Annotated in this window: 27 protein-coding genes; 14 read left to right on the forward strand and 13 right to left on the reverse strand. The window is 61.0% G+C overall.

Annotation, left to right across the window (positions count from 1 at the left end; all coding sequences use genetic code 11):
- Positions 1-13: 13 nt before the first annotated feature.
- Complete coding sequence (locus AC07V4_RS23400) at positions 14-649, forward strand: pseudouridine synthase (protein ID WP_431753558.1); 636 nt, start codon at positions 14-16, stop codon at positions 647-649.
- Here AC07V4_RS23400 and AC07V4_RS23405 read toward each other — a convergent pair.
- On the reverse strand, positions 644-853 hold the full coding sequence (locus tag AC07V4_RS23405) for a DUF2788 domain-containing protein (RefSeq protein ID WP_025999909.1): 210 nt from the start codon (positions 851-853) through the stop codon (positions 644-646). The two genes, AC07V4_RS23400 and AC07V4_RS23405, sit on opposite strands and share 6 nt — an antisense overlap.
- Before the next feature lie 193 nt (positions 854-1,046).
- The gene (locus AC07V4_RS23410) at positions 1,047-1,526 is read right to left on the reverse strand and encodes an Lrp/AsnC family transcriptional regulator (protein ID WP_003194418.1); all 480 of its coding nucleotides are present in this window, start codon (positions 1,524-1,526) and stop codon (positions 1,047-1,049) included.
- A 444-nt stretch (positions 1,527-1,970) separates the two neighbouring features.
- Here AC07V4_RS23410 and AC07V4_RS23415 point away from each other — a divergent pair, with 444 nt between their 5' ends.
- Positions 1,971-3,035: a DUF6515 family protein gene (locus tag AC07V4_RS23415; RefSeq protein WP_492638220.1), complete on the forward strand. Its 1,065-nt coding sequence runs from the start codon at positions 1,971-1,973 to the stop codon at positions 3,033-3,035.
- Here AC07V4_RS23415 and AC07V4_RS23420 read toward each other — a convergent pair.
- Together AC07V4_RS23420 and pmcY are read right to left on the reverse strand one after the other, a co-directional pair.
- The gene (locus AC07V4_RS23420) at positions 3,032-3,925 is read right to left on the reverse strand and encodes a cation diffusion facilitator family transporter (RefSeq protein WP_492638219.1); all 894 of its coding nucleotides are present in this window, start codon (positions 3,923-3,925) and stop codon (positions 3,032-3,034) included. The genes AC07V4_RS23415 and AC07V4_RS23420 overlap by 4 nt on opposite strands.
- A gap of 15 nt (positions 3,926-3,940) precedes the next feature.
- A complete protein-coding gene (gene pmcY / locus AC07V4_RS23425) occupies positions 3,941-4,360 on the reverse strand; it encodes a periplasmic Zn2+ metallochaperone PmcY (protein ID WP_431753555.1) in 420 nt (139 codons plus the stop codon).
- 252 nt (positions 4,361-4,612) lie between these two features.
- On the opposite strand from pmcY, the gene hrpB reads away from it, so the two are divergent.
- On the forward strand, positions 4,613-7,120 hold the full coding sequence (gene hrpB / locus AC07V4_RS23430) for an ATP-dependent helicase HrpB (RefSeq protein WP_492638218.1): 2,508 nt from the start codon (positions 4,613-4,615) through the stop codon (positions 7,118-7,120).
- 139 nt (positions 7,121-7,259) lie between these two features.
- Here hrpB and AC07V4_RS23435 read toward each other — a convergent pair whose 3' ends face one another.
- Together AC07V4_RS23435 and AC07V4_RS23440 are read right to left on the reverse strand one after the other, a co-directional pair.
- The gene (locus tag AC07V4_RS23435) at positions 7,260-8,348 is read right to left on the reverse strand and encodes an endonuclease/exonuclease/phosphatase family protein (RefSeq protein ID WP_492638217.1); all 1,089 of its coding nucleotides are present in this window, start codon (positions 8,346-8,348) and stop codon (positions 7,260-7,262) included.
- A 41-nt stretch (positions 8,349-8,389) separates the two neighbouring features.
- Positions 8,390-9,049 carry a DUF7847 domain-containing protein gene (locus AC07V4_RS23440; protein ID WP_492638216.1) on the reverse strand — a complete coding sequence of 220 codons (660 nt, stop codon included), beginning with the start codon at positions 9,047-9,049 and terminating at the stop codon, positions 8,390-8,392.
- A 180-nt stretch (positions 9,050-9,229) separates the two neighbouring features.
- Between AC07V4_RS23440 and AC07V4_RS23445 the strand changes: the two genes are divergently transcribed.
- From AC07V4_RS23445 to AC07V4_RS23455, 3 genes are all read left to right on the forward strand, one after another.
- A complete protein-coding gene (locus AC07V4_RS23445) occupies positions 9,230-9,994 on the forward strand; it encodes a DUF2076 domain-containing protein (protein ID WP_492638215.1) in 765 nt (254 codons plus the stop codon).
- A 128-nt stretch (positions 9,995-10,122) separates the two neighbouring features.
- Positions 10,123-10,599: a LabA-like NYN domain-containing protein gene (locus AC07V4_RS23450; RefSeq protein ID WP_431749116.1), complete on the forward strand. Its 477-nt coding sequence runs from the start codon at positions 10,123-10,125 to the stop codon at positions 10,597-10,599.
- A 25-nt stretch (positions 10,600-10,624) separates the two neighbouring features.
- The gene (locus tag AC07V4_RS23455) at positions 10,625-11,236 is read left to right on the forward strand and encodes a 3'-5' exonuclease (RefSeq protein WP_492638214.1); all 612 of its coding nucleotides are present in this window, start codon (positions 10,625-10,627) and stop codon (positions 11,234-11,236) included.
- Between the two features lie 159 nt (positions 11,237-11,395).
- On the opposite strand, the gene AC07V4_RS23460 is transcribed toward AC07V4_RS23455, so the two are convergent.
- The gene (locus AC07V4_RS23460; RefSeq protein WP_492638213.1) at positions 11,396-11,857 is read right to left on the reverse strand and encodes an Lrp/AsnC family transcriptional regulator; all 462 of its coding nucleotides are present in this window, start codon (positions 11,855-11,857) and stop codon (positions 11,396-11,398) included.
- Between the two features lie 160 nt (positions 11,858-12,017).
- Between AC07V4_RS23460 and yedA the strand changes: the two genes are divergently transcribed.
- Both yedA and rhlE1 read left to right on the forward strand, forming a co-directional pair.
- On the forward strand, positions 12,018-12,914 hold the full coding sequence (gene yedA / locus AC07V4_RS23465) for a drug/metabolite exporter YedA (RefSeq protein ID WP_492638212.1): 897 nt from the start codon (positions 12,018-12,020) through the stop codon (positions 12,912-12,914).
- Between the two features lie 48 nt (positions 12,915-12,962).
- Positions 12,963-14,297, forward strand: a complete 1,335-nt coding sequence (gene rhlE1 / locus AC07V4_RS23470; RefSeq protein ID WP_492638211.1) for an RNA helicase RhlE1 — start codon at positions 12,963-12,965, stop codon at positions 14,295-14,297.
- A gap of 123 nt (positions 14,298-14,420) precedes the next feature.
- Here the strand turns inward: rhlE1 and AC07V4_RS23475 are convergent, their stop codons facing one another.
- Together AC07V4_RS23475 and AC07V4_RS23480 are read right to left on the reverse strand one after the other, a co-directional pair.
- A complete protein-coding gene (locus tag AC07V4_RS23475) occupies positions 14,421-15,647 on the reverse strand; it encodes a TIGR03862 family flavoprotein (protein ID WP_492638210.1) in 1,227 nt (408 codons plus the stop codon).
- Between the two features lie 171 nt (positions 15,648-15,818).
- Entirely contained in the window at positions 15,819-16,739 is a 921-nt protein-coding gene (locus tag AC07V4_RS23480; RefSeq protein ID WP_492638209.1) for a histone deacetylase family protein, read from the reverse strand.
- A gap of 76 nt (positions 16,740-16,815) precedes the next feature.
- Here AC07V4_RS23480 and AC07V4_RS23485 point away from each other — a divergent pair, with 76 nt between their 5' ends.
- The 3 genes from AC07V4_RS23485 to AC07V4_RS23495 are packed head-to-tail and all read left to right on the forward strand — an operon-like array spanning position 16,816 to position 18,877.
- Positions 16,816-17,385, forward strand: a complete 570-nt coding sequence (locus tag AC07V4_RS23485) for a GNAT family N-acetyltransferase (RefSeq protein WP_431750409.1) — start codon at positions 16,816-16,818, stop codon at positions 17,383-17,385.
- 38 nt (positions 17,386-17,423) lie between these two features.
- The gene (tesB, locus tag AC07V4_RS23490; protein WP_431750410.1) at positions 17,424-18,293 is read left to right on the forward strand and encodes an acyl-CoA thioesterase II; all 870 of its coding nucleotides are present in this window, start codon (positions 17,424-17,426) and stop codon (positions 18,291-18,293) included.
- Complete coding sequence (locus AC07V4_RS23495; protein ID WP_492638208.1) at positions 18,290-18,877, forward strand: HAD family hydrolase; 588 nt, start codon at positions 18,290-18,292, stop codon at positions 18,875-18,877. The genes tesB and AC07V4_RS23495 overlap by 4 nt, the downstream gene beginning before the upstream one ends.
- 135 nt (positions 18,878-19,012) lie before the next feature.
- Here AC07V4_RS23495 and AC07V4_RS23500 read toward each other — a convergent pair whose 3' ends face one another.
- From AC07V4_RS23500 to AC07V4_RS23510, 3 genes are read right to left on the reverse strand one after another with little or no spacing between them, the layout of a single operon-like run.
- Entirely contained in the window at positions 19,013-19,999 is a 987-nt protein-coding gene (locus tag AC07V4_RS23500) for an alpha/beta hydrolase (protein ID WP_492638207.1), read from the reverse strand.
- Positions 20,000-20,890 carry a KPN_02809 family neutral zinc metallopeptidase gene (gene ypfJ / locus AC07V4_RS23505; RefSeq protein WP_492638206.1) on the reverse strand — a complete coding sequence of 297 codons (891 nt, stop codon included), beginning with the start codon at positions 20,888-20,890 and terminating at the stop codon, positions 20,000-20,002. It abuts the gene before it with no gap.
- A gap of 53 nt (positions 20,891-20,943) precedes the next feature.
- Entirely contained in the window at positions 20,944-21,360 is a 417-nt protein-coding gene (locus AC07V4_RS23510; protein ID WP_431752804.1) for a membrane lipoprotein lipid attachment site-containing protein, read from the reverse strand.
- Between the two features lie 185 nt (positions 21,361-21,545).
- Here AC07V4_RS23510 and AC07V4_RS23515 point away from each other — a divergent pair, with 185 nt between their 5' ends.
- Positions 21,546-22,424, forward strand: a complete 879-nt coding sequence (locus AC07V4_RS23515; RefSeq protein ID WP_492638205.1) for a DMT family transporter — start codon at positions 21,546-21,548, stop codon at positions 22,422-22,424.
- 13 nt (positions 22,425-22,437) lie between these two features.
- Here AC07V4_RS23515 and AC07V4_RS23520 read toward each other — a convergent pair whose 3' ends face one another.
- Positions 22,438-23,772: an MFS transporter gene (locus AC07V4_RS23520; RefSeq protein WP_492638204.1), complete on the reverse strand. Its 1,335-nt coding sequence runs from the start codon at positions 23,770-23,772 to the stop codon at positions 22,438-22,440.
- Between the two features lie 222 nt (positions 23,773-23,994).
- On the opposite strand from AC07V4_RS23520, the gene quiC reads away from it, so the two are divergent.
- A complete protein-coding gene (gene quiC / locus AC07V4_RS23525; protein ID WP_492638203.1) occupies positions 23,995-25,896 on the forward strand; it encodes a 3-dehydroshikimate dehydratase QuiC in 1,902 nt (633 codons plus the stop codon).
- A 78-nt stretch (positions 25,897-25,974) separates the two neighbouring features.
- On the forward strand, positions 25,975-26,616 hold the full coding sequence (locus tag AC07V4_RS23530; RefSeq protein ID WP_431752800.1) for a TetR/AcrR family transcriptional regulator: 642 nt from the start codon (positions 25,975-25,977) through the stop codon (positions 26,614-26,616).
- Positions 26,617-26,721: the final 105 nt, after the last annotated feature.

Consider the following 26,721-nt stretch of genomic DNA (forward strand, 5'->3'; position numbering starts at 1 on the left):
ATGTTCCTTTGCCATGTCCCGTCCCACCCGTCCTGATTCGCGCCGCCCTGGCGTGAAACCTCCGTATTCCGCAGCGCGGCGTGTCGCCAAGGCGCCACCGGCCGAACCGAAGTTGGTCCTGTTCAATAAACCGTTCGACGTGTTGACCCAGTTCAGCGACGAAGGCGGGCGCGCGACCCTCAAGGATTTTATCGACATCCCCGGCATCTACCCGGCGGGCCGCCTGGACCGTGACAGCGAAGGCTTATTGCTGCTGACCAACGATGGTCAGCTACAGGCGCGGATTGCCGACCCCAAGCACAAGCTGGCAAAAACCTACTGGGTGCAAGTCGAAGGCGAACCCACCGAACAACTGCTGCAACGCCTGCGCGACGGCGTGGAGCTTAACGACGGCATGACCTTGCCCGCCGAAGCGCGGTTGCTGGATGAGCCCGAATTGTGGCCACGTAACCCACCGGTGCGCTTTCGTAAAAGCGTACCGACGTACTGGTTGGAGTTGGTGATTCGTGAAGGGCGCAACCGCCAAGTGCGACGGATGACGGCGGCGGTTGGGTTACCGACCTTGCGTCTGGTGCGGGTACGCATTGGCGACTGGTCGATCGACGGCCTGGATCAAGGTCAGTGGAAGGAAGTACCGGCGCGCTTATAAGGCGCCGGATTCGATCAGGCCGATCACCACGCTCTTGATGATGAACGCTGCCACGCCCAACCCGAGTACGAAAAACAGGATGAACGAGCCAAAGCGGCCGGCTTTGGACTTTTTCGCCAGGTCCCAGACGATAAAGCCCATGAAAATAATCAGGATGGTGACCAGGCCAGTCATCATCCATTCTTCAAACAGGGCGGGGTCGATATTGTTCATGGGGGGCTTCCGACAGGGCAGGCGGGCAGTATAAGGCAGCGTTACTGGCACAACATTGATCTGTATCGCGACGCGGTCAATGTGGGAGCTGGCTTGCCTGCGATGCAGGCAACTCGGTCTTTCAGTTGCCCCGAGGTGAGGCTATCGCAGGCAAGCCAGCTCCCACATTCGATCTTCAGTGATTTCAGGTACGCAGGTGAGTCAGGGGCAGTTCGGTGCTGTTGAGCACCTGGTTGAGCACGAAGCTCGAACGCACACTGGTCACGCCTTCAATGCGGGTAAGGTGGCCCAGCAGCAGCTTCTGATAGTGATCCATATCCGGCACTACCACTTTCAACTGATAGTCAGCGTCCATCCCGGTGACCAAACTGCATTCCAGCACCTGGGGCAGGGTGCGGATGGCTGCTTCGAAGTTCTCGAAACGCTCTGGTGTGTGGCGGTCCATGCCGATCAGCACGTAGGCCGTGAGGCTCAGGCCCAGCATCTTGCGGTCGAGCAGGGCGACTTGGCGGGCGATGTAGCCGTCATCCTCCAGTTGCTTGACCCGGCGTGAGCAGGGCGACGGCGACAGGCCGATACGTTCGGCCAACTCCTGGTTGGAGATCCGCGCGTCGCGCTGCAATTCCGCCAAAATACTCAGGTCGTATCGGTCAAGCTTGCTCATTGGGTTGGCCTTTGTCGTAACTATTGCGGTGAATTATCTATGAAGGGTTAAAAATTGCGCAAGCACTGTTTATTGACGCAATCTTCGCAATCATCTGCCGGGCACTCGCGGGTATCGTTATCAACAGAATCACCGCCTGGACAACAGTCCACTGCAGTTGGCCCAATCAGGCCCGCTGCGGCCGCCGCCCCAGCAGGGTTGAGCCGGCCTCCAGGCTGCACACTGTCCACAAGACGGCGTGAGGTGAGCCAACGTCAAAAGCGTTGAGCCAGGACGAAATTCTCAAGGGGTGGCCGACGGGTCACCCCTTTTTCTTTGCCTGCGCGTTTTACCTGCAAAAATAGATCTTGTGACTGATAACCTGTCTCAGAACCGGGTGAGGCTTTTCCAGTCTCATGTTATGAGGCCGGGTACTCCAGGCCCTAATCCGTAGTGAGGAATAGCATGAAGCGCATCTGGCGTTTGGCAGGTGTAGGTTTGCTGATGGTCACCGTCAGCGCACAAGTGATGGCAGATGATCCGCGCTCTGAAGGCGGTGGTCAGCGTGAAAGAGGATCGGAGGGCGGACGACAAGGCAACGAACAGTCGCGACCGCAGAATAACCAACCGCGTCCGGAAAACAATCAGCCCCGACCACAGAATCAACATTTCGAGAACAACCCCTCTCGTCCGCAAAACGAGCATTTCGAGCGGCCCGAGCAACAGGGGCGTGGGCAATGGCAAGGCCGGCCGCAAGGCGTCGAAGCGCCTCGGCCCGTGCCGCAGCCGGCGAACAACCTGCCGATCCAGGGCCGCCCGGACACGGTCCGGCAAACCCAGGAGCCGCGCCAGGGCTACTATCAGGACATCCCGCGCCGTAACGATGGCAATCAGCATTGGCAATCGGGCAATGGCCCACGTCCCGGTGGCGGTTTCAATAATGGTCGTCCTGATGACCACCGCTGGCCGGGTCGCCCCGATGGGCATGGCAACGGCTGGGGCCCAGGCCCGCAATACCGCCCGGGCTATGTCGTCGACCGTTTTCCCGACCGTAATTACCGTGTGCCCTACCGTGGCCAGGACTACTTCTTTTCCGGTGGCTACTGGTATCGCCCGCAAGGCCCGCGTTATGTGGTGGTGACGCCGCCGTACGGCATCCGCGTGCAATACCTGCCGGACTATGCACGGGAAGTGTGGGTGGGCAGTGCGTTGTTCTTCCTCGCGGCGGGCGCCTACTACACCTACGAAAGTACCACTCAGCAGTACGTGGTGGTGCAACCGCCGACGCAAGTGCCGACACCGCAGCCAGCGCCGCAAGGCAATGGTTATGACGTGGTTGCCTACCCAGCCAACGGCCAATCACCGGCCCAGGTGCAACAAGACGGCTACGACTGTTATCGCTGGGCAGTGCAACAAAGCGGGTTCGACCCGAGGACCGTCACCTACGCCCCCGACCCGGCAGTGGTGCAAACCTACCGTCAGGCCCAGGGCAACTGCCTCACCAGTCGCGGCTACCAGGTGCAGTATTAGGTTTTATTGCCCGTGACCACTTCCCGCGGGTCGGCGTGCACCAGCACTTCGGCACGCGGGTAGGCTTGGTGAATGGCATCGGCAGCCTGGTCGCTGATGCCGTGAGCCACAGACAGCGTCAACTCCCCCGGCAACTCCAGGTGCAGTTGCACAAACCAGTGGCTGCCGGAGATCCGCGTGCGCAAGTCATGGGCACCCAGCACGCCGGGTACACCACGGGCCAGCTCCAGCATGTGTTGGCTCACGTTCGGTGGCAGTTCCTCGTCCATCAATACCGCAAAACTTTCCCGGGCGATCTGGATGGCGCTCCACAAGATGTAGGCGGCAATCCCCAGGCCGAACCAGGCGTCGACTTGATGGTAGCCAAAACCCGCCAGCACCAGCGCCACCAGGATGCTGCCGTTGAGCATCAAGTCCGAGCGGTAGTGCAGTGAATCGGCGCGCACGGCGTTGGAGCCGGTTTCGCGGATCACCCGGTGTTGCAGCATCAGCAGCGCTACGGTCATCACCAATGAAAAGATGATCACGCCAATGCTCAACCACGGCGCGCCGACGGGCTCCGGGTGCTGCAAACGCTGATACGCCTGGAATGCGATCAACACCGCACTGCCGGCGATAAACAGCGCCTGGGCCATGCCCGACAGGGATTCCGCCTTGCCGTGCCCATAACGGTGGTCGTCATCGGCCGGGCGCAGTGCGTAATGCACGGCGAGCAAATTCAGCAGCGAGGTCACGCCATCCAGCAGCGAATCGGTCAACCCGGCGAGCATGCTCACCGAGCCACTGAGCCACCAGGCGATGGCCTTGGTGATAATCAGCGCACAGGCCACGCCCACCGAGGCACGGGTGGCCAGGCGCAAGAGCCTGGCGTGTTCGGGACTGCTGGTCATAGACGGGTCGAATCCTTAGGCGGCGGGTTGCAGGCCGAGGGACGCGAGTTGCTGCACGCTGCCCTTGAACTGGATCATGCGCGGGTCATCCAGCGGCAGGCTGCGGCCGGTTTCTTTCTGGATGATGGTTTGCAGCTTGGCGTTGTCGACCTTGCCGTCGGCGCCGATAGCTTCGTGGAGTTTCGCCGGATCAACCTGGGCAGTCTTGCCCGGCTCGAAATAGATGGCGCCGGTGGCGAAGTCCACGCCGAATGCGATCAGGCCCGGGATCACATAAAACAGCAGGCCGACGGCGTCGAGCACGGCAATCGCCGGGTCGATCTTGCCGTCGATCTGGCCACGGCGGTCCGGGTAGAAGATCGAACCGCAGGCCGTCAGTTGACTCAACAAGGTGACGGCGAGGACACCGCCAATGACACGGGAAGCGATACGCATGAAACTCTCCTGAACACAGTTGAAAAGTGACTATATGCCAAACCTGCTGAACGAAGCCGATCCAATGTGGGAGCTGGCTTGCCTGCGATGGCGGCGTGCCAGCCAATACACTACTAACTGAACCACCGCTTTCGCAGGCAAGCCAGCTCCCACCTTTGATTGCATTCACAATTGAAGTGGGTGGCGTTTCTGAGACCACCACCGACCTCCGGCAGTTCGCCGTTATACTCGCCGCTCTGCTTTGGAGCCAGTATGAATTCGTTGCCGATTGATGAAGTTTTACCCGCCCTGCGTGACGCCTTGGCGATTCGCCATGAAGCCGTGCTGGAAGCGCCGCCCGGCGCCGGTAAAACCACCCGCGTGCCCTTGGCGCTGTTGAACGAGCCGTGGCTGGTCGGGCAAACCATCCTGATGCTCGAACCCCGTCGTCTCGCCGCCCGCGCGGCGGCCGAACGCCTGGCCAGTGAATTGGGGGAAAAGGTCGGTGACACCGTCGGTTATCGCATTCGCCTGGACAGCAAGGTCGGCCCCAATACGCGCATCGAAGTGGTCACCGAAGGCATCCTCACCCGGCGCTTGCAGGACGACCCGGCGCTGGATGGGGTGGGCTTGCTGATTTTCGACGAGTTCCACGAGCGCAGCCTCGACGCCGACCTGGCGCTGGCCCTGAGCCTCAACGGTCGCGAGCTGTTTCGCGATGAGCAACCGCTGAAAATCCTGCTGATGTCCGCCACCCTCGAGGGTGAACGTCTTGCCGACCTGCTGGATGACGCGCCAATCCTGCGCAGTGAAGGTCGTATGTTTCCAGTGCAGACGCGTTGGGGGCGGCCCTACCAGCCCGGTGAGTTTATCGAGCCGCGTGTGGTTCAAACGATCCTCGAAGCCCTGCATGACGAAGCCGGCAGCGTGCTGGTGTTCCTGCCGGGGCAGGCGGAGATTCGTCGGGTCCACCAGCAACTGGCGGACGCCCTGGGTGATCGCGGTGACGTCCTGTTGTGCCCGCTGCACGGCGAACTTGACCTCAACGCCCAACGCGCCGCCATCGACCCGGCCCCCGTCGGCAAACGCAAAGTGGTGCTGGCCACCAACATCGCCGAGACCAGCCTGACCATTGACGGCGTGCGCGTGGTGATCGACGCCGGATTGGCGCGTGTGCCGCGTTTTGATCCCGGCAGCGGCATGACCCGCCTCGACACCCAGCGTATTTCCCGCGCCAGTGCCACCCAGCGTGCCGGTCGGGCAGGGCGTTTGGAGCCGGGCGTGTGTTATCGGTTGTGGTCCGAGGATCAGCATGAAGGCTTGGCCGCGTACGGTAGCGCCGAAATCCTCGCTGCGGACCTGGCAGGTTTGGCCTTGCAACTGGCTCGCTGGGGCGTCACGCCTGCGCAACTGGTGTGGCTGGATGTGCCGCCGACCGCCGCGTATGCCCAGGCTCAGGATTTGTTGGTGCGTCTGGGCGCCTTGGACGAGGACAAGTTGACCGCCCACGGCCAGAAGATGGCCGAGCTGCCAGCGCATCCGCGCATCGCCCATTTATTGCTGCGGGGGCAGGACCTGGGGTTGGCGACCACGGCCTGCGATGTGGCAGCCCTGCTGGGCGAGCGCGATATCTTGCGCGGTGGTGGAGCTGATTTGCACAGTCGCTTGGCCTTGTTGTCCGGTGAGGAGCGCGCGCGTGGCTCTCAAGGTGGCGTGCAGCGGGCCAAGCAACTGGCGCGGCAATATCGCAGCTATTTAAAAGGCAAGGCGACTCAGCCGGTGGCTGATCCCGACCACCCACGCTGGCTTGGCGCCTTGCTGGCCCTGGCTTACCCGGACCGCGTCGCCCAGCAACGGCGTCCGGGGGGCGCTGAATACCGTCTGGCTAACGGCCGCGCCGCGCTGTTCGCCGAGGCCGACAGCTTGATGAAACAGCCTTGGCTGGTGATCGCCGACCTGGGCAGCCGTCAGGGCCAGCGGGAGGAGCGTATCTATCTCTCGACGGACTTCGATGCAGCCTTGTTCGATAACGTACTCGCCGAACAAGTGCGCAACGTCGACCAACTGGATTGGGATGAACGCGAAGGCGTGCTGCGCGCCGAACGCCAGCGCAAAGTCGGCGAACTGGTGCTCAGCCGCGAACCCCTGACCGGCCTGGATGAATCCGCCCGTAGCCAGGCGCTGGTCAACCTCGTGCGCCGCAAGGGGTTGGAGCTGTTGCCCTGGACCCCGGAACTGCGCCAATGGCAGGCCCGCGTCATGCTGCTGCGTCAACTGGACGCCGGAAAAACCAGCGAGTGGCCCGACCTCAGCGACAGCGCCTTGCTCGCCAGCCTGGAACATTGGCTGATGCCGTACTTGGGCAAGGTCTCGCGGCTCAGTCATTTTTCCAATCTGGATATCTCCAGTTTCCTGCACAACCTGCTGCCCTGGCCGTTGCCCCAGCGCCTGGATGAACTGGCACCGCAGCATGTGAAGGTACCGTCGGGTTCTTCGGTGCGTTTGGACTACAGCGAACAGCCGCCGATTCTGGCGGTGCGCCTGCAGGAGTTGTTCGGGCTGGCGGATACGCCGCGCATTGCCGGTGGGCGCCAAGTGGTGAAGTTGCACCTGCTGTCCCCGGCGCGGCGGCCGGTGCAGGTGACACAAGACTTGGCGAACTTCTGGCGCAGTACCTATGCCGAGGTGAAGAAGGATCTGAAGGGGCGTTATCCGAAGCATTATTGGCCGGATGATCCGTTGGTGGCCGAGGCGACGGCGCGGATCAAACCGCGCAAATAACCACGACAGAGAGATCCACTGTGGGAGCTGGCTTGCCTGCGATACAGACGAGTCGGTCTATCTCGTTCACTGAGGCGATGCTATCGCAGGCAAGCCAGCTCCCACACAAGCCAGTTCCCACAGGGAGTGGTAGTGCAGGTTATTGCGCGGCGGGCAGCAGGAATCGTGCGATCACGGGCAAGTGATTGGAGATGCGCAGTGTGTCGTCCTGCCGCACTTTGGCCTCCACCCGCTTGATCCGTGGGCTGTAGAACAAATAATCCAGGGTGCGATCCGGACCCTCCACACTCGGGTCATTAGGGAAGTGCGTCAGCCATTTCTCACGGTCGATGCCGCTGGATTCACTGTTGCTCGGGATCATCGGGTACTTGTCCCACAGCAGATGCAGTTCGCTGTCCGGTGAGTATTGCCCGCGCTTGTTCGCATCCAGGCGCAGGAACTGCCCCAGCGGCAGCAGGTTGAAATCCCCACCGATCAGCCACGGTGTGCCACGGCCTTCGAACTTATCCAGCAGCTTGACCGTTGCCTTTACCTGTTCATTGACCGCCGAACGCCCGGGCGCATCGCCATCCAGGCGGGTATTGAGCACCGCCAACTGGCCGCCATCGCTCAGTGGCAGGTAGGTCAGCAGCAGCGCCGGCTTGGGTTGGAATTGGCGGCTGATGAAGTTGCCCGGGGACACCGGCAGTTGCAGGCGCTCGGCGTGTTCAATCTGATAGCGGCTCAGGGTTGCCAGCTTGCGGCCGACACTGCCGAAGATATGCAGGTTGGGAATGAAGTCGGCTTTCCAGTCGAAAGCCTGGGTGCTGCAGGGGTAGAGGTCGACCAGGCGTTCCTGCAACAGGGCAAGTTGGTCTTGGTAGTGGGACGGTTTGGCATTTTCGTCGAGTTCCTGCAACAGCAGGATGTCGGGTTGTTCGTCGCGGATGACACGCGCCACTTCATCGAGGCTGTAAGCCATGTCTTCCACGGTGGGACGGTCGTCCGGGCCGCTGCCGTCGGGAGTGTCGTACCAGAACACGTAGTTCTTGCCGGCCAGGTATTGCACGTTCCAGGTCATGACCTTGAGCGCCTGACCCGGCAGCAGGGTCGGCGCGCGGGGCGCACCACAGCTGACGGGCAGGATTTCCTTGTCGGCAGGGCGCCAGGTCAGGCTATAGATCAGGGCGGTGAGCAGGCCCGCGATGGTCAGCAGGCCCAACAGGGTGATGCGCAATAAACGGGTCATCGGCTCGGCTTATCAGCGTGTCAGGACAGGCACGGAGCATATCACCGCGCGTCGGCGTCGCCACCGATCAACATGAACAAACGGAACAGCACCACACTGGTAAACAGTTGCAGGAAGCTGTGGGCGCTGTCCATCAACAATCCCAGCAGTGGCGCCGGGTGTGGATAAGCGGCGACGCTGGCGCCCTTGAGCAACCACAGCGGCGTCATCACGCACAGCAGGCACACCAGGATGCGCCAGAAATGCCCACGGCTCAGGCGGAAACTTTCCTTCATCGCCTCCAGCGCCGGCATGCCGCGTAGCACCAGCAGGTACTCGGCGAATGCCAGCACCACCATCAGCCATAGGCCTGGCAGGAAGTACAGTGATAAGCCGAGCAGGATCAACAGCGTGCTCATGGCCGTCAGCAGGGCGAAGCGTGGCCACAAAGTCAGGGCCATGGCCCATACATCTCTAGTGCGCGGTGACTCGCCACGAGTGCGAGCATCCAGGAACAGGATCAAGGCGCCGGTGTACAGCGGATACACCAGCAGCCCGACGACCACGCTGTAACCGGGGAATGCATCCGGGCCCAGCGTGTGGTCCAGCACCTGTTGCAGCAGGGCTTCGAGGATCACCAACGGCAAGCACAGCTGGACGATGGCGCCCAGGTTGCGTTGGGTGAAACGGAAGGAGTCGCGCAATACGTCTAACGGATTCATCAGGTTCATCGCAGGCCAAAAAGCAAGGCCCACACTTTAACCGATCATGACTGGACGTAAGCAAACGTAAACCTTGCGTAAAGACTATTGAAACGTCTGGTAACAGCCCCATAACTAGCACGTAGCCCGCTTGATGACAGGCGGGCCCATGATTTCTACCGGCAATCTAACGAGGTCGCCATGAACAGCGAAGAGCAAACCCTGATCGATGGACTGTTTTCACGGTTGCAACAAGCCGAAACGGACTCAGCCCCCCGCGACGCCCTGGCCGAAGCGCGGATCAAGGAGCACATGACTCGCCAACCGGCCGCTGGGTACTACATGACCCAGTCGATCCTGGTGCAAGAACACGCGATCAAGAGCCTCGACGCGCAGAACAAGCAGCAGGCGCAGCAGATCCAGCAATTGCAGGACGAGTTGCAACAAGCCCGTTCCCAGACGGCGCAACCTGCCCCGAGCAGCGGCGGCTTCCTGTCGAGCATCTTTGGCGGCGGTTCCCGTGACCCGCAACCGGCCCAGAGCGCCCCTGCGTCATCGGGCGGTGGCTGGCGTGAACCGGCGCGGCCATCTTTCGGGCAGCCCGCACCGCAACAAAATTACGCTGCGCCACAGCAGAATTATCAACAACCGCCACCCGCACCCGCCGCGCCGATTGGCAGTGGTTTCCTCGGCGGTGCTCTGAAAACCGCCGCCGGTGTGGCCGGTGGTGTGATGTTGGCCGAAGGCATCAGCAGCCTGTTCAACCACAACTCGCAACAGCCGCAGGTGGTGGAAGAAATCATCCGCGAAGAGCCAGCGCCGGCCAGTGACAACGGCAACTGGGGCAACGATGAGCGGCGCTTCGCCGGGAATGACAGCTGGGGCAGCAACAACTCCGACAGTTTCGCGGATAGCGATTATTCCGACGATTCTTCCTCTTTCGGCGACGACGATTCCTTCGTCTGACCCGCATTCAACCGGGGCGCGTCGTCGCCCCGGGCTGATTTTTCTCGGAAACTTTCCTGTGGCTGGCATACTGGCGGCTTTGCGGACCATCGTGTCCGGCATCCAAGCGGCAACCATGGGGAAGTGCGGTGAAGAAAATTGCAGTGTTCGCCGATGTACAAAACCTCTATTACACCGTGCGCCAGGCGTATGGTTGCCACTTCAACTACGCCGCCCTGTGGGCTGACATCAGCGCTCGCGGGCAAATCGTCGAGGCGTATGCCTATGCCATCGACCGCGGCGACAGCAAGCAGCAGCAGTTCCAGCAGATCCTGCGCAACCTGGGCTTCACGGTAAAACTCAAGCCCTACATCCAGCGCAGCGACGGTTCGGCCAAGGGCGACTGGGACGTGGGCATCACCCTCGACATCATGGATGCCGCCGACCACGTCGACGAAATCGTGCTGGCCTCCGGTGACGGTGATTTCGACATGCTGCTCGAGCGCGTTATCCACAAGCATGGCGTCGAAGCCGTAGCCTATGGCGTGCCCGGGCTGACGGCCAACTCATTGATACGCGCCGCCAGCCGTTATGTGCCGATCGAAGGCGCGTTGTTGCTTAAATAGATCTTTAGACGGAGTTGGAACAGGTTTGGAACGTATAGCGGTCATCGACTTTGAAACCACCGGCATCACCCCGAGCAGCCACTGCCGGGCCACGGAAATCGCGGTGGTCATCCTCGAACGAGGCCAGATCGTGGACCGCTACCAGAGCCTGATGAATGCCGGCGTGCGTGTGCCGGGTTTTATCGAACAACTCACCGGCATCAGCAATGCCATGCTGCGCAGCGCGCCACCGGCCGAGCGGGTGATGAATGAAGTCAACGAATTCGTCGGCACCACGCCGCTGCTGGCGCACAACGCGGCGTTTGACCAGAAGTTCTGGGACTTCGAACTGGGCCTGATCCGTCGCACCCGCTTGCAGAAGTTCGCCTGCTCACTGCTGCTGGCACGCCGCCTGATGCCTTCGGCGCCCAACCACAAGCTCGGCACGTTGAATGCCTTCGCTCAACTGCCCCACACCGGCAAGGCTCACCGGGCGATGGCGGATGCGGAAATGGCGGCCAACCTCACGGCGCATCTGGCCCAGGAGCTGCGCGGTACTCATGGTTTGCGTGAGCTGTCACATGATTTGTTGTGCAGCTTGCAGAAAGTGCCGGCAGCCAAGATCGCCGAACACCTCAAGAAACACCGCGGCGTCTAAGCCGCCGCAACCTCAAGAACACCAAAGCTCAAAATGTGGGAGGGGGCTTGCCCCCGATGGCGATGGGTCAGATACAAATTATCCGACTGACACACTGCAATCGGGGGCAAGCCCCCTCCCACATTTGAATGTGTTCACACATCAAGGATTGGCGAGGGCTCAGCCACCACTTTTCCCATTGGCCTCCAACTGCCCCAACGGCACCCGCCGCGCTATCGCACTCGACAAGATAATCGAGGTCTTGCTGAACCCGAACTTCGCCACCCGGTTGATCAAGTTCTCCAGCTCCGGCATCGAGCCCACCGCTGCTTGCATGATCACGCACGGGTCACCGGTCACCCGGTGGCATTCGGTCAGTTCGGGGATTTCCGCCAAGGCGTCGTACACCTTCTGGCTACCGTGATTGGTCAGCCGCAGTTCAATCACGCACTGAATCGGCAACCCCACCTTGGACAGATCCACCTTGGCCTGATACCCGGTGATCACACCGCTGGCCTCCAGCTTGGCCACGCGCTCGGCCACGGCGGGGGCAGAGAGGTTCACCGTGCGGGCCAGTTGCGCAAAGGAGGCGCGGCCGTCTTCGAGCAGGGCGCTGAGGAGCATTCTGTCGTATTTGTCCATGATAAGGCTCTGTGAATCCGTGGCTTTCGAATGCACGGTTTATAGCCTTCATAACCATGCTTTGAAAAGTGTATTGGCGTTTTAAACAGGTTTTGTAACTTATGTTTATCGACCTGCCTTTTTAGAATAAGCCTCCCATCTCCTGCCATAGAGCCGCCCAATGCCTGGCCCACGTCGCTTTCCCTTACCGTTGATCGCCGCCTTTTTTGCGTTGTATGTGATTTGGGGTTCCACCTACCTGGTGATTCGAATTGGCGTGGAGTACTGGCCGCCGTTGATGTTGGGCGGGATTCGCTTTTTGGTGGCCGGGTTGGCGATGTATGGTTTCTTGCGCTGGCGCGGGGCGCCTGCGCCGACCTGGGTGCAGTGGAAGGCGGCGGCCAAGATCGGCATTTTGCTGCTGACCTTTGGCAATGGCGCGGTGACGGTGGCCGAGCACACGGGGGTAGCGTCCGGCGTGGCGGCATTGGCGGTGGCGACGGTGCCGTTGTTCACCTTGTTGTGCGGCTATTTCTGGGGCGCGCGTAATACGCGTCTGGAATGGGCTGGGGTGGTGTTGGGGATTATCGGCATTGCCATGCTCAATATGGGCTCCAACCTGCAATCGAGCCCGACCGGTGCGATGTTGCTGCTGTTTGCCGCCGCTTCCTGGGCGTTCGGCTCGGTGTGGAGCAAGCACCTTCCATTGCCGGCGGGCGCCATGGCCAGTGCGGCGGAAATGATCATCGCCGGTGTCTTGCTATTGGTGGGCAGCGCGCTGACCGGCGAGCGTCTGCAAGCGGTGCCACCGATCGAGGGCTGGTTGGCCCTGGCTTACCTGGCTGTGTTCGGCTCGATCATCGCCTTCAATGCCTATATGTATCTGCTCAAGCACGTGCGCCCGGCAGCGGCGACCAGCTATGCCTATGTGAACCCGGCAGTGGCGGTATTGCTCGGGATCGTGTTCGTCGGCGAGACCATTGGCATGGAAGAAGCCCTGGCGATGCTGGTGATTATCAGCGCCGTGCTGCTGATCAGCTTGCCCCAGTGGCGCAAGCCGAAGCCGGAAATAAGGTAAACTGCCGCGCATTACGCCCTTGCGCTGAATTTTTCCTACGGTAAACACATGACTTTCGCCACCCTTGGCCTGATCGAACCCTTGCTGCGCGCCCTTGAGACGCTTGGCTACCAGACCCCGACGCCGGTGCAGGCGCAAGCCATTCCGGCGGTGCTGGCGGGTCGCGACCTGATGGCCGCAGCCCAGACCGGCACCGGCAAGACCGCCGGTTTCGCCGTGCCGCTTCTGCAACTGCTGACCATGGAAGGGCCGAAAGTCGCTGCCAACTCGGCCCGTGCGCTGATCCTGTGCCCGACTCGCGAGCTGGCCGAGCAGGTTCACGCCAGCGTCGCCGAGTACGCCCAGCACCTGCCGCTGACCACTTACGCGGTGTACGGCGGTGTCAGCATCAACCCGCAGATGATGAAGTTGCGCAAGGGTGTCGACATCCTGGTCGCCACCCCTGGCCGCCTGATCGACCTGTTCCGCCAGAACGCGCTGAAACTCAATCAGCTGCAAACCCTGGTGCTGGATGAAGCCGACCGCATGCTCGACCTGGGCTTCTCCGAAGAACTGGCAAACATCTACCGCATGCTGCCGAAAAAGCGCCAGACCCTGCTGTTCTCCGCGACCTTCTCCGATGACATCCGCCTGCTGGCCGGGCAGATGCTCAACGACCCGTTGAGCATCGAAGTCAGCCCGCGCAACGTTGCCGCCAACACCGTCAAGCAATGGGTGGTGCCGGTGGACAAGAAGCGCAAGCCGGAGCTGTTTGTACACCTGATGCGCAAAGGCCGTTGGAAGCAGGTGCTGGTATTCGCCAAGACACGTAACGGCGTGGATGCGTTGGTGGATAAGTTGCAAGGCCTGGGCGTGAATGCCGATGGCATCCATGGCGACAAGCCGCAAGCCACCCGCCAACGTGCGCTGGATCGCTTCAAGGCCAGCGACGTGCAGATCCTGGTGGCGACCGATGTAGCGGCCCGTGGTTTGGATATCGAAGACTTGCCGCTGGTGGTCAACTTTGACCTGCCGATAGTGGCCGAGGATTACATCCACCGTATCGGCCGTACCGGCCGTGCGGGCAACACCGGTGAAGCGATTTCCCTGGTGTGTGCCGATGAAGTGAACATGCTGTCGGCCATCGAGATGCTGACGCGTCAGACCTTGACCCGCAAGGTGGAGCCGGACTTCGAACCTGAGCACCGCGTGCCGGACACCGATGCCAGCGGGCAAGTGGTGAAGAAACCGAAAAAGCCGAAGAAGCCTAAAGCGTCCGGTGGTGGCGGTAAGCGCAACCTGGGCAAGTGGGTCGACAGTGGTGAGGTGGCGCCGGCGGAGCCGTCGATCAAGCCGGTGCGTAAAGTGCCTGTTTTCAACACCGGGCCGCGTAAGAAGAAGTAACTTTGCGGTGTGGCTGAGGGCCTCATCGGGGGCAAGCCCCCTCCCACATTTTTGACCGTGTGAACCCAGTCAAGTGTGGGAGAGGGCTTGCCCCCGATGGCGGCTTTGAAATCACTACAAAACTCAGCGGTTAAGCCACTCCAACATTCCCCGCCCAGCGGCTCTGCCGCTGGCAAAACACCCCGTCAGCAAATACCCCCCGGTTGGCGCTTCCCAATCCAGCATCTCCCCCGCACAAAATACCCCGGGCAATGGCTTGAGCATCAAGCGCTCATCCAACGCCTCAAACGGCACGCCGCCTGCGGTGCTGATCGCTTCATCCATCGGCCGTGCCTTCACCAACGTCAGCGGCAGCGCCTTGATATCCACTGCCAATTGCAGCGGATCATTGAAGTGCTCAGCCGGCGTCAGCTCACGCAATAGCGCCGCTTTCACCCCGTCCAACCCCAACTGACTGTGCAAATGCTTGCTCATCGAGCGTGAACCACGCGGCTTGGCCAAGGCCGCCTGCACTTTGTCCAGCGGCTTGCTTGGCAGCAGGTCGATATGCACGGTAGCCGAGCCATCGCGATTGATCGCTTCCCGAATGGGTGCCGACAGCGCGTAGATCAAACTGCCCTCGATCCCCACGGCAGTGACGACACATTCCCCCAGCCGGGGTTTGTCGTCGGCCAGCCCGATGGCGACGTTTTTCAACGGTGCCCCCGCGAATTTGCTGACCAGCAATTCACTCCAGGCCGACACTTCGAAACCACAATTACTCGGCTGCAGCGGGACGCAAGGTACGCCTTTGCCTTCCAGCGACTTGAGCCAAGTACCGTCCGAGCCCAGGCGCGACCAACTGCCGCCGCCGAGCGCCAGCAGCACCGCATCGCTGTGGACAGTTTTTTCACCTTCCGGGCTGTGGATAAGTAATCCACCGTCGGTAGCCCACCCCACCCACCGATGCCGGGTGTGGATAACCACGCCTTGGTCCCGCAGGCGCTTGAGCCAGGCACGCAGCAGCGGGGCGGCTTTCATGTCCGTAGGAAAGACGCGGCCTGAGGTGCCGACAAACGTCTCGATGCCCAGGCCATGAATCCACTCGCACAGTGCCTCCGCACCAAACGCCCGCAGCAATGGCGCCATCTGCGGCGCCCGTTCGGCATAACGCGACAGGAACGCCGGGTACGCTTCCGAATGGGTGATGTTCATACCGCCGACACCTGCCAGCAGGAACTTGCGCCCCACCGACGGCATGCCGTCATACAGGTCGACCCGTACGCCCGCCTGGCTCAAGACTTCGGCGGCCATCAGCCCGGCAGGGCCGCCGCCGATAATGATGACGTGTTGGGAAGAGGTATCGGGCATGGACAAGGCTACGGTCGCGTGAATAGGCCGAGCATTCTACCCGACGACAGCGCAAACGCCTGATCAAAAAACGTACAGTCTCCTACAAGCCTTGCGGATGCTAGCTCTCAGACGCTTACGCTCAACTTATCCACAGGTGGTTCCACAGGCATTGTGGGTAACGCCCATAACTCAATGACAACCTGATGACGCCCACACCCGTTGGGCGCTGTGATGCAAGATGCCGTGGCGACGAGCCAGGGCGGGGCGGTCTTTGCTGTAGCCGCCGCCGATGACGCCCATCACTGGAATGTCACGGCTCAGGCAGTGGCGCATCACGCTTTCGTCACGGGCGGCCACGCCTTCGTCTGTCAGTTTGAGGTAACCGAGGGCGTCGTCCTTGTGCACATCAACGCCGGCGTCGTACAGCACCAGGTCCGGTTGGTAGAGGGGCAACAGGTAGTTGAGCGTGTCGTCCACCACCTTGAGGTAATCGGCATCACCCATGCCCATGGGCAGCGGGATGTCCCAGTCGCTTTGGGCCTTGCGCGCCGGGAAGTTCTTTTCGCAGTGCAGCGATACCGTGATTGCCTCCGGTGTGTCGTGGAGGATGCGCGCGGTGCCGTCGCCCTGATGCACATCACAGTCGAAGATCAGCACGCGGCTGACCCGACCGCTGGCCAGCAGGTAATGGCTGATCACCGCCAGGTCATTGAAGATGCAAAAGCCCGCCGGGTAATCGTAGTGGGCGTGATGGGTGCCGCCAGCCAAGTGGCAGGCCAGCCCGTGTTCCAGCGCCTGCTCCGCCGCGAGGATCGAACCGCCGACCGCGCGCACGGTTCGGCGGGCCAGGGCTTCGTTCCAGGGCAGGCCGAGGCGCCGTTGGTCTTCACGGGACAACTCGCCGCCCATGTAGCGCTCGATATACCCACGGTCATGGGCCAGGGCCAGAATCTCTGGTGGGCACAGTGATGGGCGCAGCAGTTGGCTGTCCTCGGTCAGGCCACTGTCCACCAGGTGATCACGCAGCAGGCGGAACTTGTCCATGGGGAACCGGTGGTCCGCCGGGAACTCGGGGCTGTAGTCATCGTGATAGATCAATGGCAGGGGCATGGGATTTTCTGACGGGAACCTGCGACGCATCTTACCTGCGTTGTACACTCACGCACATGGCAAGGGAGGGGGACCCATGGAGCCGATACTGGAATTGGAAAGTGCACGCTTGGTGCTGCGCCAATGGCGCGACAGCGATCTGCCGGAATTTGCGCGCATGTGCGCCGACCCGCAGGTGATGCGCTATTTCCCGGCCAAATTGAGCCACCTGGAGAGCGCTGCGTTGATCGGGCGGATTCGTGGGCACTTTGCCGAATATGGCTTTGGCTTTTGGGCTTTGCAGCGCAAAGACACTCGCGAATTTATCGGCCTGACCGGGCTGCAGAATGTCAATTTCGAGGCGGGCTTTACCCCGGCCGTGGAAATCGGCTGGCGCCTGGCCCGCGAGCATTGGGGCTTGGGTTATGCCAGCGAAGCAGCGTGGACCGCCTTGCGTTGTGGCTTCGACCGCTTGCAGCTGGATGAGATCCTGGCCTTCACCACTGAGTCGAATCTGCCCTCACAAAAAGTCATGCAGGCCATCGGTATGCATTACGATCCCCAGGCAGATTTTGAACACCCCAAGGTCGCAGCCGATGACCCGCTGCGCCATCATGTTTTGTACCGCATCACCCGCGCCCAATGGTTGGACACGCTGCACGGATAAGCAGACCGGAATGCCCTATTGATTGTAGGAGTTGCTCTATGAGCCAAGTATTGGAAGATCTGGTGGACCTGCTGACCCTGGAGCCGATCGAGGAAAACCTCTTTCGTGGCCGCAGCCAGGACCTGGGCTTTCGTCAACTGTTCGGCGGCCAGGTACTCGGCCAATCGCTGTCGGCGGCCAGCCAGACCGTAGAAGAAGCGCGGCATGTGCATTCCTTGCACGGTTACTTCCTGCGCCCGGGCGACGCGGCATTGCCCGTGGTGTACTCGGTGGACCGTGTGCGTGATGGTGGCAGTTTTAGTACGCGCCGCGTCACCGCGATTCAGAAGGGCAATCCGATCTTCACCTGCAGCGCCTCGTTCCAATACGACGAAGAGGGTTTTGCGCACCAGAGCACCATGCCTGTCGTGGTCGGCCCGGAAAACCTGCCGTCCGAACTGGAGCTGACCCAGCAGCGCGCGCACCTGATTCCCGAGCACATGCGCGACAAGCTGCTGTGCCCCAAGCCGATCGAAGTGCGCCCGGTCACCGAAAAAGATCCGTTCAACCCGCAGCCGTCCGACCCGGTCAAGTACGTGTGGTTTCGCGCCGATGGCGCACTGGCCGACTCGCCGGCGCTGCACAAATACCTGCTGGCCTACGCCTCGGACTTCGGTTTGCTGACCACCTCGCTGCTGCCCCATGGCAAAACCGTGTGGCAGAAAGACATGCAGGTCGCCAGCCTTGACCACGCGCTGTGGTTCCACGCCGACCTGCGTGCCGATGACTGGCTGCTTTACGCCATGGACAGCCCATGGGCCGGTAACTCCCGTGGCTTCTCTCGTGGCAGCGTGTACAACCGTGCCGGGCAACTGGTGGCCTCGGTGACCCAGGAAGGCTTGATTCGCCATCGCAAGGATTGGGCATGAGCCTGGCCCAGATCAAACATTGGGTATTCGACATGGACGGCACCCTCACGGTGGCCGTGCATGATTTTGCGGCGATTCGCGTGGCCCTGGAAATTCCGCCGGAGGACGACATCCTCACCCACCTGGCGGCCTTGCCCAAGGAGATTGCAGCAGCCAAGCACGCCTGGTTGCTGGAGCATGAACGCGAACTGGCGGTGGGCTCCATTGCCGCCGATGGTGCAGTGGAACTGGTACGGGAGCTGGCCGGGCGCGGTTATCGCCTGGGCATCCTGACCCGCAATGCGCGGGAGTTGGCGCATATCACTCTGGAAGCGATTGGCTTGGCGGACTGCTTTGCCATTGAGGATGTGCTGGGACGGGATGATGCGCTGCCTAAGCCTAATCCGGATGGCCTGTTGAAATTGGCCGCAGCCTGGGACGTTTCGCCGAGCGAGATGGTGATGGTGGGGGATTACCGCTTTGACCTGGATTGCGGCCGGGCCGCGGGGACCCGGACGGTGTTGGTTAACTTGCCAGAGAATCCGTGGCCGGAATTGGCGGATTGGCATGCCGAGGATTGCGCGGCGTTGCGCCGGATGATCTAGCCCAAACAAGGAATATCCAATGTGGGAGCTGGCTTGCCTGCGATATCGGGCTGTCAGTTGATCCGTTTGTAGCTGACCCGCCGCAATCGCAGGCAAGCCAGCTCCCACATGTTTGATTGGGTTTTTCTTCGGGGATTACTCTGAGAACAACACTTTCTGCCCCTCAGACGACGTAAACATCTTATCCCCGTCATGCCCAACCCCTGGCACTTCCACCAGCTTGTGGCTCAGTTGCGGATGACGTTGCTTGAGGTAATCAAAGTAGTTATGCCCACGAATCAATCGGTACGCGCCCTGGGTCTCGGCTTCGCAGCTTTTATCCAGCGCGGGGTGGTTCGGGTCGGTGTCCTGCTGGCCTAGCAGGTAGGTGATGTGACGTGACACGTAGGCCTGCTCAAGCTGCTCGGCGTCCTGGCCCTTGGCGTAGGCCGGCAGGTTCTGCATGCCGTACTTCCAATCATTGAAACCAGGGCAACTGGCCACATCGAACTTCACCGGACGCTGCGGGCTGAAATAAGCGTAGGACGATGGGTTGGCCACCACGTAATGCAGGCTGATGCCTTCGGTTTGCAACAGCGGGTGATCGTGGCCAGTCAGGGCGAAACGCTGCACCACCTGGCCGCCGCCGGAATGGCCGGCCACCACGATTTCTTTCAAGGCCGGGAACAGCTGGCGGTTGCCCAGGTGCTTGATGATCTGGTCCAGCGCGCCGTAGGAGCTGAGTTGGCCCGGGCCGGTGGAGGGCTCACCGGCCATCCAGTCGTTACCCTTCCAACGCAGTACCTGATTGCCCAGGTGGTTGCGCTTCACGTCCAGCTCGTTGAGGAATTGCGGCGCGATCACCAGGGTATCGGCGGCAACGCCGGCCTGCGCGGCGGCATCTTCGCCGCTTTGCAGGTAGGTCTGTGCGTTGCGCAGACGACCGTGGACGATGATCAGCGCACGAGTGACGTTGGGCAGTGGCTGGCGCCAGTCCTGGCTCAGCCCCAGGCTGAGGTCGCCGGCATCCAAGTGAAAACGATCAGGACTGACCACTTTGACGCCATGCTCTTTCTCGGCAGCCCAAGCAGTCGCGGAACAGGTAAGCATCAAGCCCAGCAGTAGACCCAATCGTTTATTCATTTAGAGGCTCTTGGCGGTGAAGGTATCGCATTGAGTGATTTGGCCTTCGGCGAAGCCAGTCTTGAACCAGCGAACCCGCTGTGCCGAGGTGCCGTGGGTAAACGAGTCCGGCACGACGCGCCCTTGACCCTGTTGCTGCAAACGGTCATCGCCAATGGCGTTGGCCGCATTCAGTGCGGCTTCAATGTCGCCGGGCTCCAGCCAGTTCAGGCGCTTCTGCGCACGGTTGGCCCACACGCCCGCGAAGCAGTCGGCTTGCAGTTCCTGGCGTACCAGCAGGCCGCCGTCGCCTTGCATCTGCCGGCCTTGCTGACGCGCAGCATCGATCTTGGCCGAAATGCCCAGCAGTGTTTGCACGTGGTGCCCGACTTCGTGGGCAATCACATACGCCTGGGCGAACTCGCCGGCGGCCTGGAAGCGTTGTGACATTTCGCGGAAGAAATCCAGGTCCAGATACACTTGCTGGTCGGCCGGGCAATAGAACGGGCCGCTGGCCGAGGTGGCGCTACCGCAGGCGGAGTTGACCCGGCCACGGAACAGAATCAGCTTGGGGTTCTTGTAGACCAGGCCATTTTCCTTGAACACCTGGCCCCAGGTGTCTTCCGTGTCCCCCAGGACAGCGCGCACGAAATCAGCCTGTTGGTCGTTGGCCGGTGGCGTCTGGCGAGTTTGCGTACTCACCGAGGGCGCTTGTTCCATCTGGCCGGTCAATTGGCCGAGAATCTGCAGCGGGTCCTGGCCGGTCAGCCAGCCAATGCCGACGATCAACACAATGGCTGTGAGGCTCAGGCCCTTGCCGCCACCAAAGCGCATGCCTCCACCACCACCGCCGCCACTGTCATCGCGGGCATCTACCACGTTGTCGCTGCGTCGGCCTTTTTTCCATAGCATGGGGCAATCCTCTCGATGAACGGTCCTACATTAATTGGGAAATAGTATGGCCGTTAATCGCGGCAATAACCTTCGCCGGTATCGACAATCAGGCAGTCCTTTTTATCCGCCAACCATTTCAGGCCGGTGGCTTCACCGTTGCCGGCGCTCAACTGCTGCGGGCCGTCCGGGCGGGTAAAGGCGATGCCGTCTTCGTTGGCTTCACCTTGGAAGGTGCCCGCGTCGTCGGCATCCAGGCCGTACTTCATGGTCAGGAGGTAGTGACCGCGGCCGATGCTGTCGTCCTTGGCGATGGTGAGGTTAAGGCCTTCGACGCCGATCCACTTGCCGACCCATTTGTCGGTGGGGGGCGTTGCTGGCACCAGCGTGGCCTGTACCGATGGTGGTGCGGGCTTGGGCGCTGGTTTTTCCTCTTTATTGCAGGCGGTGAGCAGGGCAAGGGCAGACAGGACAAAGAGTGTTTTTTTCATAACGACAAGGCCTTGGTTAAAAAGTGTGCAACACGTAGGCGAACGTGCAGCGTTGGACTCGAATGCGGTGATTTAGTGCGCTGTTCGCACGGTGTTTGGTTATGCTCTTGGGGCAGACGCAGGACCGGCTGCTAGATTACCGGGTTGAGTGCATTCGCGTTCAGCCCGCCATGCAAGAGAATTCAATGACTGTCAGCACCCCCCTCTCCGGCGTCAACCATCCCTTCAAAGGCATTTTGCTGATTGTGGTGGCGACGTTTCTGTTTTCCAGCCATGACGCCTTGTCCAAATACCTGGCCGGGTTCTATCCGATCGTGATGGTGGTATGGGCGCGTTACCTGGTGCACACCCTGTTGATGGCCGGGATCTTCCTGCCGCAATCGGGCTTGCGGGTGCTGCGCAGCAAGCGGCCGGGAATGCAGGTGGTACGCGCTTTGTGCCTATTGGGCACCAGCCTGTTTTTCACCGCGGCATTGCATTACATCCCGTTGGCGGAGGCCACGGCGGTGAACTTCCTCGCGCCGATCCTGGTGACGGCGTTGTCGGTGCCCTTGCTTGGCGAACATGTCACGCGGGGCCAATGGCTGGCGGTGATCTGCGGGTTTGTCGGCGTGCTGATCATCATCCATCCGGGTGGCGAACTGTTTACACCTGCAGTGCTGCTGCCGCTGTGTTCGGCGCTGTTCTTCTGCTTCTACCAACTGCTTACGCGCATCCTTAGCCAATACGACACACCGACCACCAGTAATTTCTTCGCCGGTCTGTGCAATACCTTGGTGATGAGTGCGATGGTGCCGTTCTTCTGGCAAATCCCCACGCTGTGGCACGCCGTGCTGATGCTGGCGCTGGGCACCTGCGGGATGACGGCACACCTGCTGTTGACCCAGGCCTTCCGCTTCGCGGCACCGGCCTTGCTGGCGCCGTTCGGCTATTGCCAGATCGTGTTTGCAGGGTTGTTGGGCTGGCTGGTGTTCCATCACACCCCGGACCTGACCACGGTGGTCGGTATCGGGGTGATCTGCATGAGCGGGTTGGCCGCTGCCTGGCAGCAGCGGCGCAGATAGCTCAGGGGGTAGCTCAGACGTTTACGGTAGGGATCTTGCGCGGCGCCATGAAGTACATCCAGATCAGGGCAATGAAGTACATCGCCGGGATCAGGGTGAACAACACGGTGTAGTTGTTATGGGTGACCGTGAGGATGTGCCCGACGATCTGGGTCATGAACATGCCACCGATGGCCGCGCACATGCCGCCGAAACCGAACACCGTGCTCATCATGTGCTTGGGTGTGTAGTCCATCACCAGGCTCCAGATGTTGGCCGTCCAGGCCTGGTGCGCGCCGATAGCCAGGGAGATGGCAAACACCGCGACCCACAACTGGCTGGAACCGGCCGCCATGATCACGCCGACGATGCAGCAGGCAAACAGCAGCATCGACAGCAGCCGCGCCTTGATCGAGTTCATGCCGCGACCGATCAGGAACGACGACAAAATGCCCCCGCCAACACTGCCGAAGTCGGCGGTGAGGTAAATGATGATCAGCGGGATGCCCATCTGGGTCACGTTGATGCCCAGGTTGTATTGCTGATTCAGGAACGGTGGCAGCCAGTACAGGTAGAACCAGAACACCGGCGCGGTCATCGAGTAGGCGAGGGCGAAGGCCCAGGTGCCGCGCATGCGCAGGATACGGCTGAAGGGCACGCGGGGTTGTTCCGGTTCGACTTCCTGTTGCACGTAGTCCAGTTCGGATTGTTTAACGGTGGGGTGGTCTTCCGGGTTGTAGTACTTCAAACCCCAGAGCACCAGCCAGATCCCGCCGAGTGCCGACATGCACAAAAACGCCGCCTGCCAGCCCCACACATGCAGGGTCAGTGGCAGCAACATCGGCGTCACCATCGCTCCTACGTTGGTGCCGGCGTTGAAGATACCGGTGGCCACTGCACGCTCACCCGCCGGGAACCACAAACGTGTGGTCTTGACGCAGGCCGGATAGTTGGCGGCTTCGGTCAACCCGAGGATAAAGCGGCACACCATAAAGCCGACCGCCGAGGTGGCGAGGCCATGGGCGCCGGTAGCCACGCTCCATAGCAAGACCGCGCAGAAGAACACGCGCTTGACGCCGATGCGGTCGATCAGTCGGCCTTGCAGTACAAAACCAATCGCATAGCCCACCTGGAACCAGAAGTTGATGTTGGCGTAGTCCATCGCCGTCCAGCTCATCTCTTTAGCCAGGATCGGTTGCATCACGCCCAGGGCGGCGCGGTCGATGTAGTTGAGGGTGGTGGCGAAGAACACCAGGGCCAGCATGCCCCAGCGGGTTTTACCCACGGCCAGGGCGCCGCGGATCTTGTCGCCGATGCCGGCGTGCGGGTTGCCCGGGCTCGCGGCCAGGGCGGAATTTTGCAAAGGCATGAGGTCGTACCCGTTTTTGAAATTTTTATGGTGTGTTCTGGGCTTCTTTTCGGGTGTAGCTGCGTGATCGATGGTGCGCAGCGGCTAAAAAATCGTCAATTCGCCAAAGGGGCTTAGTGTTCGATAATCGCACCAAAAACTAACTGGTTCGTACATTTTAATTGCTGCGTGTCGGCAGGGGGCGAATAATTTGCCACAAACAACAATTGCCGGGAGTCGCCCATGCAACGTTCCATTGCCACCGTTTCCTTGAGCGGCACCCTGCCGGAAAAGCTCGAAGCCATCGCCGCCGCCGGGTTTGACGGGGTCGAGATCTTCGAGAATGACTTGTTGTATTACGATGGCAGCCCCCGGGAAGTTAGGCAGATGTGTGCCGACCTCGGCATTGCCATCACCTTGTTCCAGCCCTTTCGCGACTTCGAAGGCTGCCGCCGCGACCGCCTGGCGCGCAACCTGGAGAGGGCCGAACGCAAGTTCGATTTGATGCAGGAACTGGGCACTGACTTGGTATTGGTGTGCAGTAACGCTTCGGCCGATTCCGTGGGCGATGAACGCATTTTGCTCGATGACCTCAGCCTGCTGGCGGAACACGCCGGTCGCCGTGGTCTGCGCATCGGCTATGAAGCATTGGCCTGGGGCAAGCATGTGAACACCTGGCAGCAGGTGTGGAACCTGGTGCGCCAAGTCGACCACCCGAGCCTGGGCGTGTTGCTCGACAGCTTCCACACGCTGTCGCTCAAGGGCGATCCGAGCGCCATCGCCCAGATCCCCGGCGACAAGATCTTCTTTGTGCAAATGGCTGACGCGCCGATCCTGGCCATGGACGTCTTGGAGTGGAGCCGACATTTCCGTTGCTTCCCCGGGCAGGGCGAATTCGACTTGGCGGGTTTCCTGGCGCCGATCATCCAGAGTGGTTACACCGGGCCGTTGTCCCTGGAGATTTTCAACGATGGCTTCCGCGCCGCTCCCACCCGGGCCAATGCGGCGGACGGTTTGCGCTCGCTGCTGTACCTGGAAGAGAAAACCCGCGAGCGATTGAAGCAGCAAGCGCCTGCCCAACCGGTCGACATCCTGTTTGATACACCCGCCGCCAGTGAATACGACGGTATCGAGTTCCTGGAGTTTGCCGTGGATGAAAACCTCGGTGCCCGGCTCACCCAATGGCTGGAGCGCCTGGGGTTCGTCAAGGCCGGGCAGCACCGCTCCAAGAGCGTGAGCCTGCTGCGCCAGGGGGATATCAACCTGATCCTCAATTGCGAACCTTATTCCTTCGCCCATAACTTTTTCGAGTCCCATGGGCCGTCGTTGTGCGCCACGGCGGTTCGGGTCAAGGACAGTGCGAAGGCGCTGGAGCGGGCGGTGGCCTACAAGGGCCAGCCTTATCGCGGCCTGGTCGGCCCGAACGAACTGGAGCTGGCGGCGGTACGCGCCCCGGACGGCAGCCTGATTTATCTGGTGGACCCTTCCGAACGTGCGCTGTACGACACCGATTTCAATCTGCAACCGGCCCCCACCGCCAGCGGCGGCCTGCTGCGCATCGACCACATGGCCATGGCCTTGCCGGCCGACAGCCTCGACAGTTGGGTGCTGTTCTATAAGAGCCTGCTGGATTTCGAAGCCGATGACGAGGTGGTGCTACCCGACCCTTACGGGCTGGTGAAAAGCCGCGCGTTGCGTAGCCGTTGCAGCTCGATCCGCCTGCCGCTGAATATTTCCGAGAACCGCAATACGGCGATTTCCCACGCGCTATCGAGCTATCGCGGCTCGGGTGTGCACCACATCGCCTTCGACTGTGCGGATATTTTCGCCGAGGTGAGCCGGGCCAAGGCTGCCGGTGTGCCGCTGCTGGATATTCCACTCAACTATTACGACGACCTGGCGGCGCGGTTTGATTTCGACGACGAGTTCCTCAGCGAACTGGCGTACTACAACGTGCTGTACGATCGCGACGCCCAGGGGGGTGAGCTGTTTCACGTGTACACCGAGCCATTCGAAGGGCGGTTTTTCTTCGAGATCATCCAGCGCAAGAACGGCTATGCCGGTTACGGTGCGGCCAACGTGGCGGTGCGTCTGGCGGCCATGGCCAAATCCCGCAGCGGTGCAGCGCGCCAGGCGCGTTTATAACGGCGGGTGCGGGTGCTTCCTTCGGCGGGCGGCGCAGCCCATAATCACTGCCTGCATAACACTGGCCGTGAGCGCACCATGACCTCCGAAGCACCGCGCAAGAGTCGCAAGAACAATCCGGAAAAGACCCGCGAAAACATCCTTCAGGAAGCCATCGTCGAGTTTGTTCAGCAGGGCCTTTCCGGCGCTCGCGTGGATGCGATTGCCGAGCGCATCCACACCTCCAAACGAATGATTTATTACTACTTCGGCAGTAAGGAGCAGTTATACGTCGAGGTGCTGGAGAAGCTCTACGGCGACATTCGCAACACTGAAACCCGCATGAACCTCACTGAGCTTGAGCCGCGTGAAGCGATCCGGCGGCTGGTGGAGTTCACCTTCGATCACCATGACCAGAACGTGGATTTCGTGCGCATCGTCAGTATCGAGAATATCCACAACGCCGAGTACGTGAAGCGTTCGGATTCGATCAAGGCGATGAACAGCAACATCCTCGAAGCGCTCGGCGCCACTCTGCGCCGGGGTGCCGAAATGGGGCTGTTTCGCGAGGGGCTGGAGCCGTTGGACGTGCACCTGCTGATCAACTCGTTCAGCTTTTACCGGGTGTCCAACCGCCATACCTTCAGTGAGATTTTTCAGATAGAGCTGTCGGATGAGGCAGTTAAACAGCGGCACCGCGAGATGATTTGTGATTCGGTGATGCGTTACCTGCAGGCTTGAGTACCCAAGACGCTCAAGTTGAAATGCCATCTATTGTGGGAGCGGGCTTGCTCGCGAATGCGGTGTGTCAGCCAAAGATGTTGTGACTGATCCACCGCATTCGCG

The organism is Pseudomonas sp. GW821-FHT03A09 (assembly GCF_059421065.1).

Bases quoted from the DNA above. Each gene is read 5' to 3' on its own strand.
- rhlE1 (WP_492638211.1), top strand. From the start codon at position 12,963: ATGACTTTCGCCACCCTTGGCCTGATCGAACCCTTGCTGCGCGCCCTT.
- ypfJ (WP_492638206.1), bottom strand. From the start codon at position 20,890: ATGCTATGGAAAAAAGGCCGACGCAGCGACAACGTGGTAGATGCCCGC.
- yedA (WP_492638212.1), top strand. From the start codon at position 12,018: ATGCCTGGCCCACGTCGCTTTCCCTTACCGTTGATCGCCGCCTTTTTT.
- AC07V4_RS23440 (WP_492638216.1), bottom strand. From the start codon at position 9,049: ATGAATCCGTTAGACGTATTGCGCGACTCCTTCCGTTTCACCCAACGC.
- AC07V4_RS23515 (WP_492638205.1), top strand. From the start codon at position 21,546: ATGACTGTCAGCACCCCCCTCTCCGGCGTCAACCATCCCTTCAAAGGC.
- AC07V4_RS23520 (WP_492638204.1), bottom strand. From the start codon at position 23,772: ATGCCTTTGCAAAATTCCGCCCTGGCCGCGAGCCCGGGCAACCCGCAC.
- AC07V4_RS23400 (WP_431753558.1), top strand. From the start codon at position 14: ATGTCCCGTCCCACCCGTCCTGATTCGCGCCGCCCTGGCGTGAAACCT.
- pmcY (WP_431753555.1), bottom strand. From the start codon at position 4,360: ATGCGTATCGCTTCCCGTGTCATTGGCGGTGTCCTCGCCGTCACCTTG.
- quiC (WP_492638203.1), top strand. From the start codon at position 23,995: ATGCAACGTTCCATTGCCACCGTTTCCTTGAGCGGCACCCTGCCGGAA.
- AC07V4_RS23445 (WP_492638215.1), top strand. From the start codon at position 9,230: ATGAACAGCGAAGAGCAAACCCTGATCGATGGACTGTTTTCACGGTTG.
- AC07V4_RS23480 (WP_492638209.1), bottom strand. From the start codon at position 16,739: ATGCCCCTGCCATTGATCTATCACGATGACTACAGCCCCGAGTTCCCG.
- AC07V4_RS23495 (WP_492638208.1), top strand. From the start codon at position 18,290: ATGAGCCTGGCCCAGATCAAACATTGGGTATTCGACATGGACGGCACC.
- AC07V4_RS23435 (WP_492638217.1), bottom strand. From the start codon at position 8,348: ATGACCCGTTTATTGCGCATCACCCTGTTGGGCCTGCTGACCATCGCG.
- hrpB (WP_492638218.1), top strand. From the start codon at position 4,613: ATGAATTCGTTGCCGATTGATGAAGTTTTACCCGCCCTGCGTGACGCC.
- tesB (WP_431750410.1), top strand. From the start codon at position 17,424: ATGAGCCAAGTATTGGAAGATCTGGTGGACCTGCTGACCCTGGAGCCG.
- AC07V4_RS23485 (WP_431750409.1), top strand. From the start codon at position 16,816: ATGGAGCCGATACTGGAATTGGAAAGTGCACGCTTGGTGCTGCGCCAA.
- AC07V4_RS23530 (WP_431752800.1), top strand. From the start codon at position 25,975: ATGACCTCCGAAGCACCGCGCAAGAGTCGCAAGAACAATCCGGAAAAG.
- AC07V4_RS23415 (WP_492638220.1), top strand. From the start codon at position 1,971: ATGAAGCGCATCTGGCGTTTGGCAGGTGTAGGTTTGCTGATGGTCACC.
- AC07V4_RS23510 (WP_431752804.1), bottom strand. From the start codon at position 21,360: ATGAAAAAAACACTCTTTGTCCTGTCTGCCCTTGCCCTGCTCACCGCC.
- AC07V4_RS23420 (WP_492638219.1), bottom strand. From the start codon at position 3,925: ATGACCAGCAGTCCCGAACACGCCAGGCTCTTGCGCCTGGCCACCCGT.
- AC07V4_RS23410 (WP_003194418.1), bottom strand. From the start codon at position 1,526: ATGAGCAAGCTTGACCGATACGACCTGAGTATTTTGGCGGAATTGCAG.
- AC07V4_RS23500 (WP_492638207.1), bottom strand. From the start codon at position 19,999: ATGAATAAACGATTGGGTCTACTGCTGGGCTTGATGCTTACCTGTTCC.
- AC07V4_RS23475 (WP_492638210.1), bottom strand. From the start codon at position 15,647: ATGCCCGATACCTCTTCCCAACACGTCATCATTATCGGCGGCGGCCCT.
- AC07V4_RS23460 (WP_492638213.1), bottom strand. From the start codon at position 11,857: ATGGACAAATACGACAGAATGCTCCTCAGCGCCCTGCTCGAAGACGGC.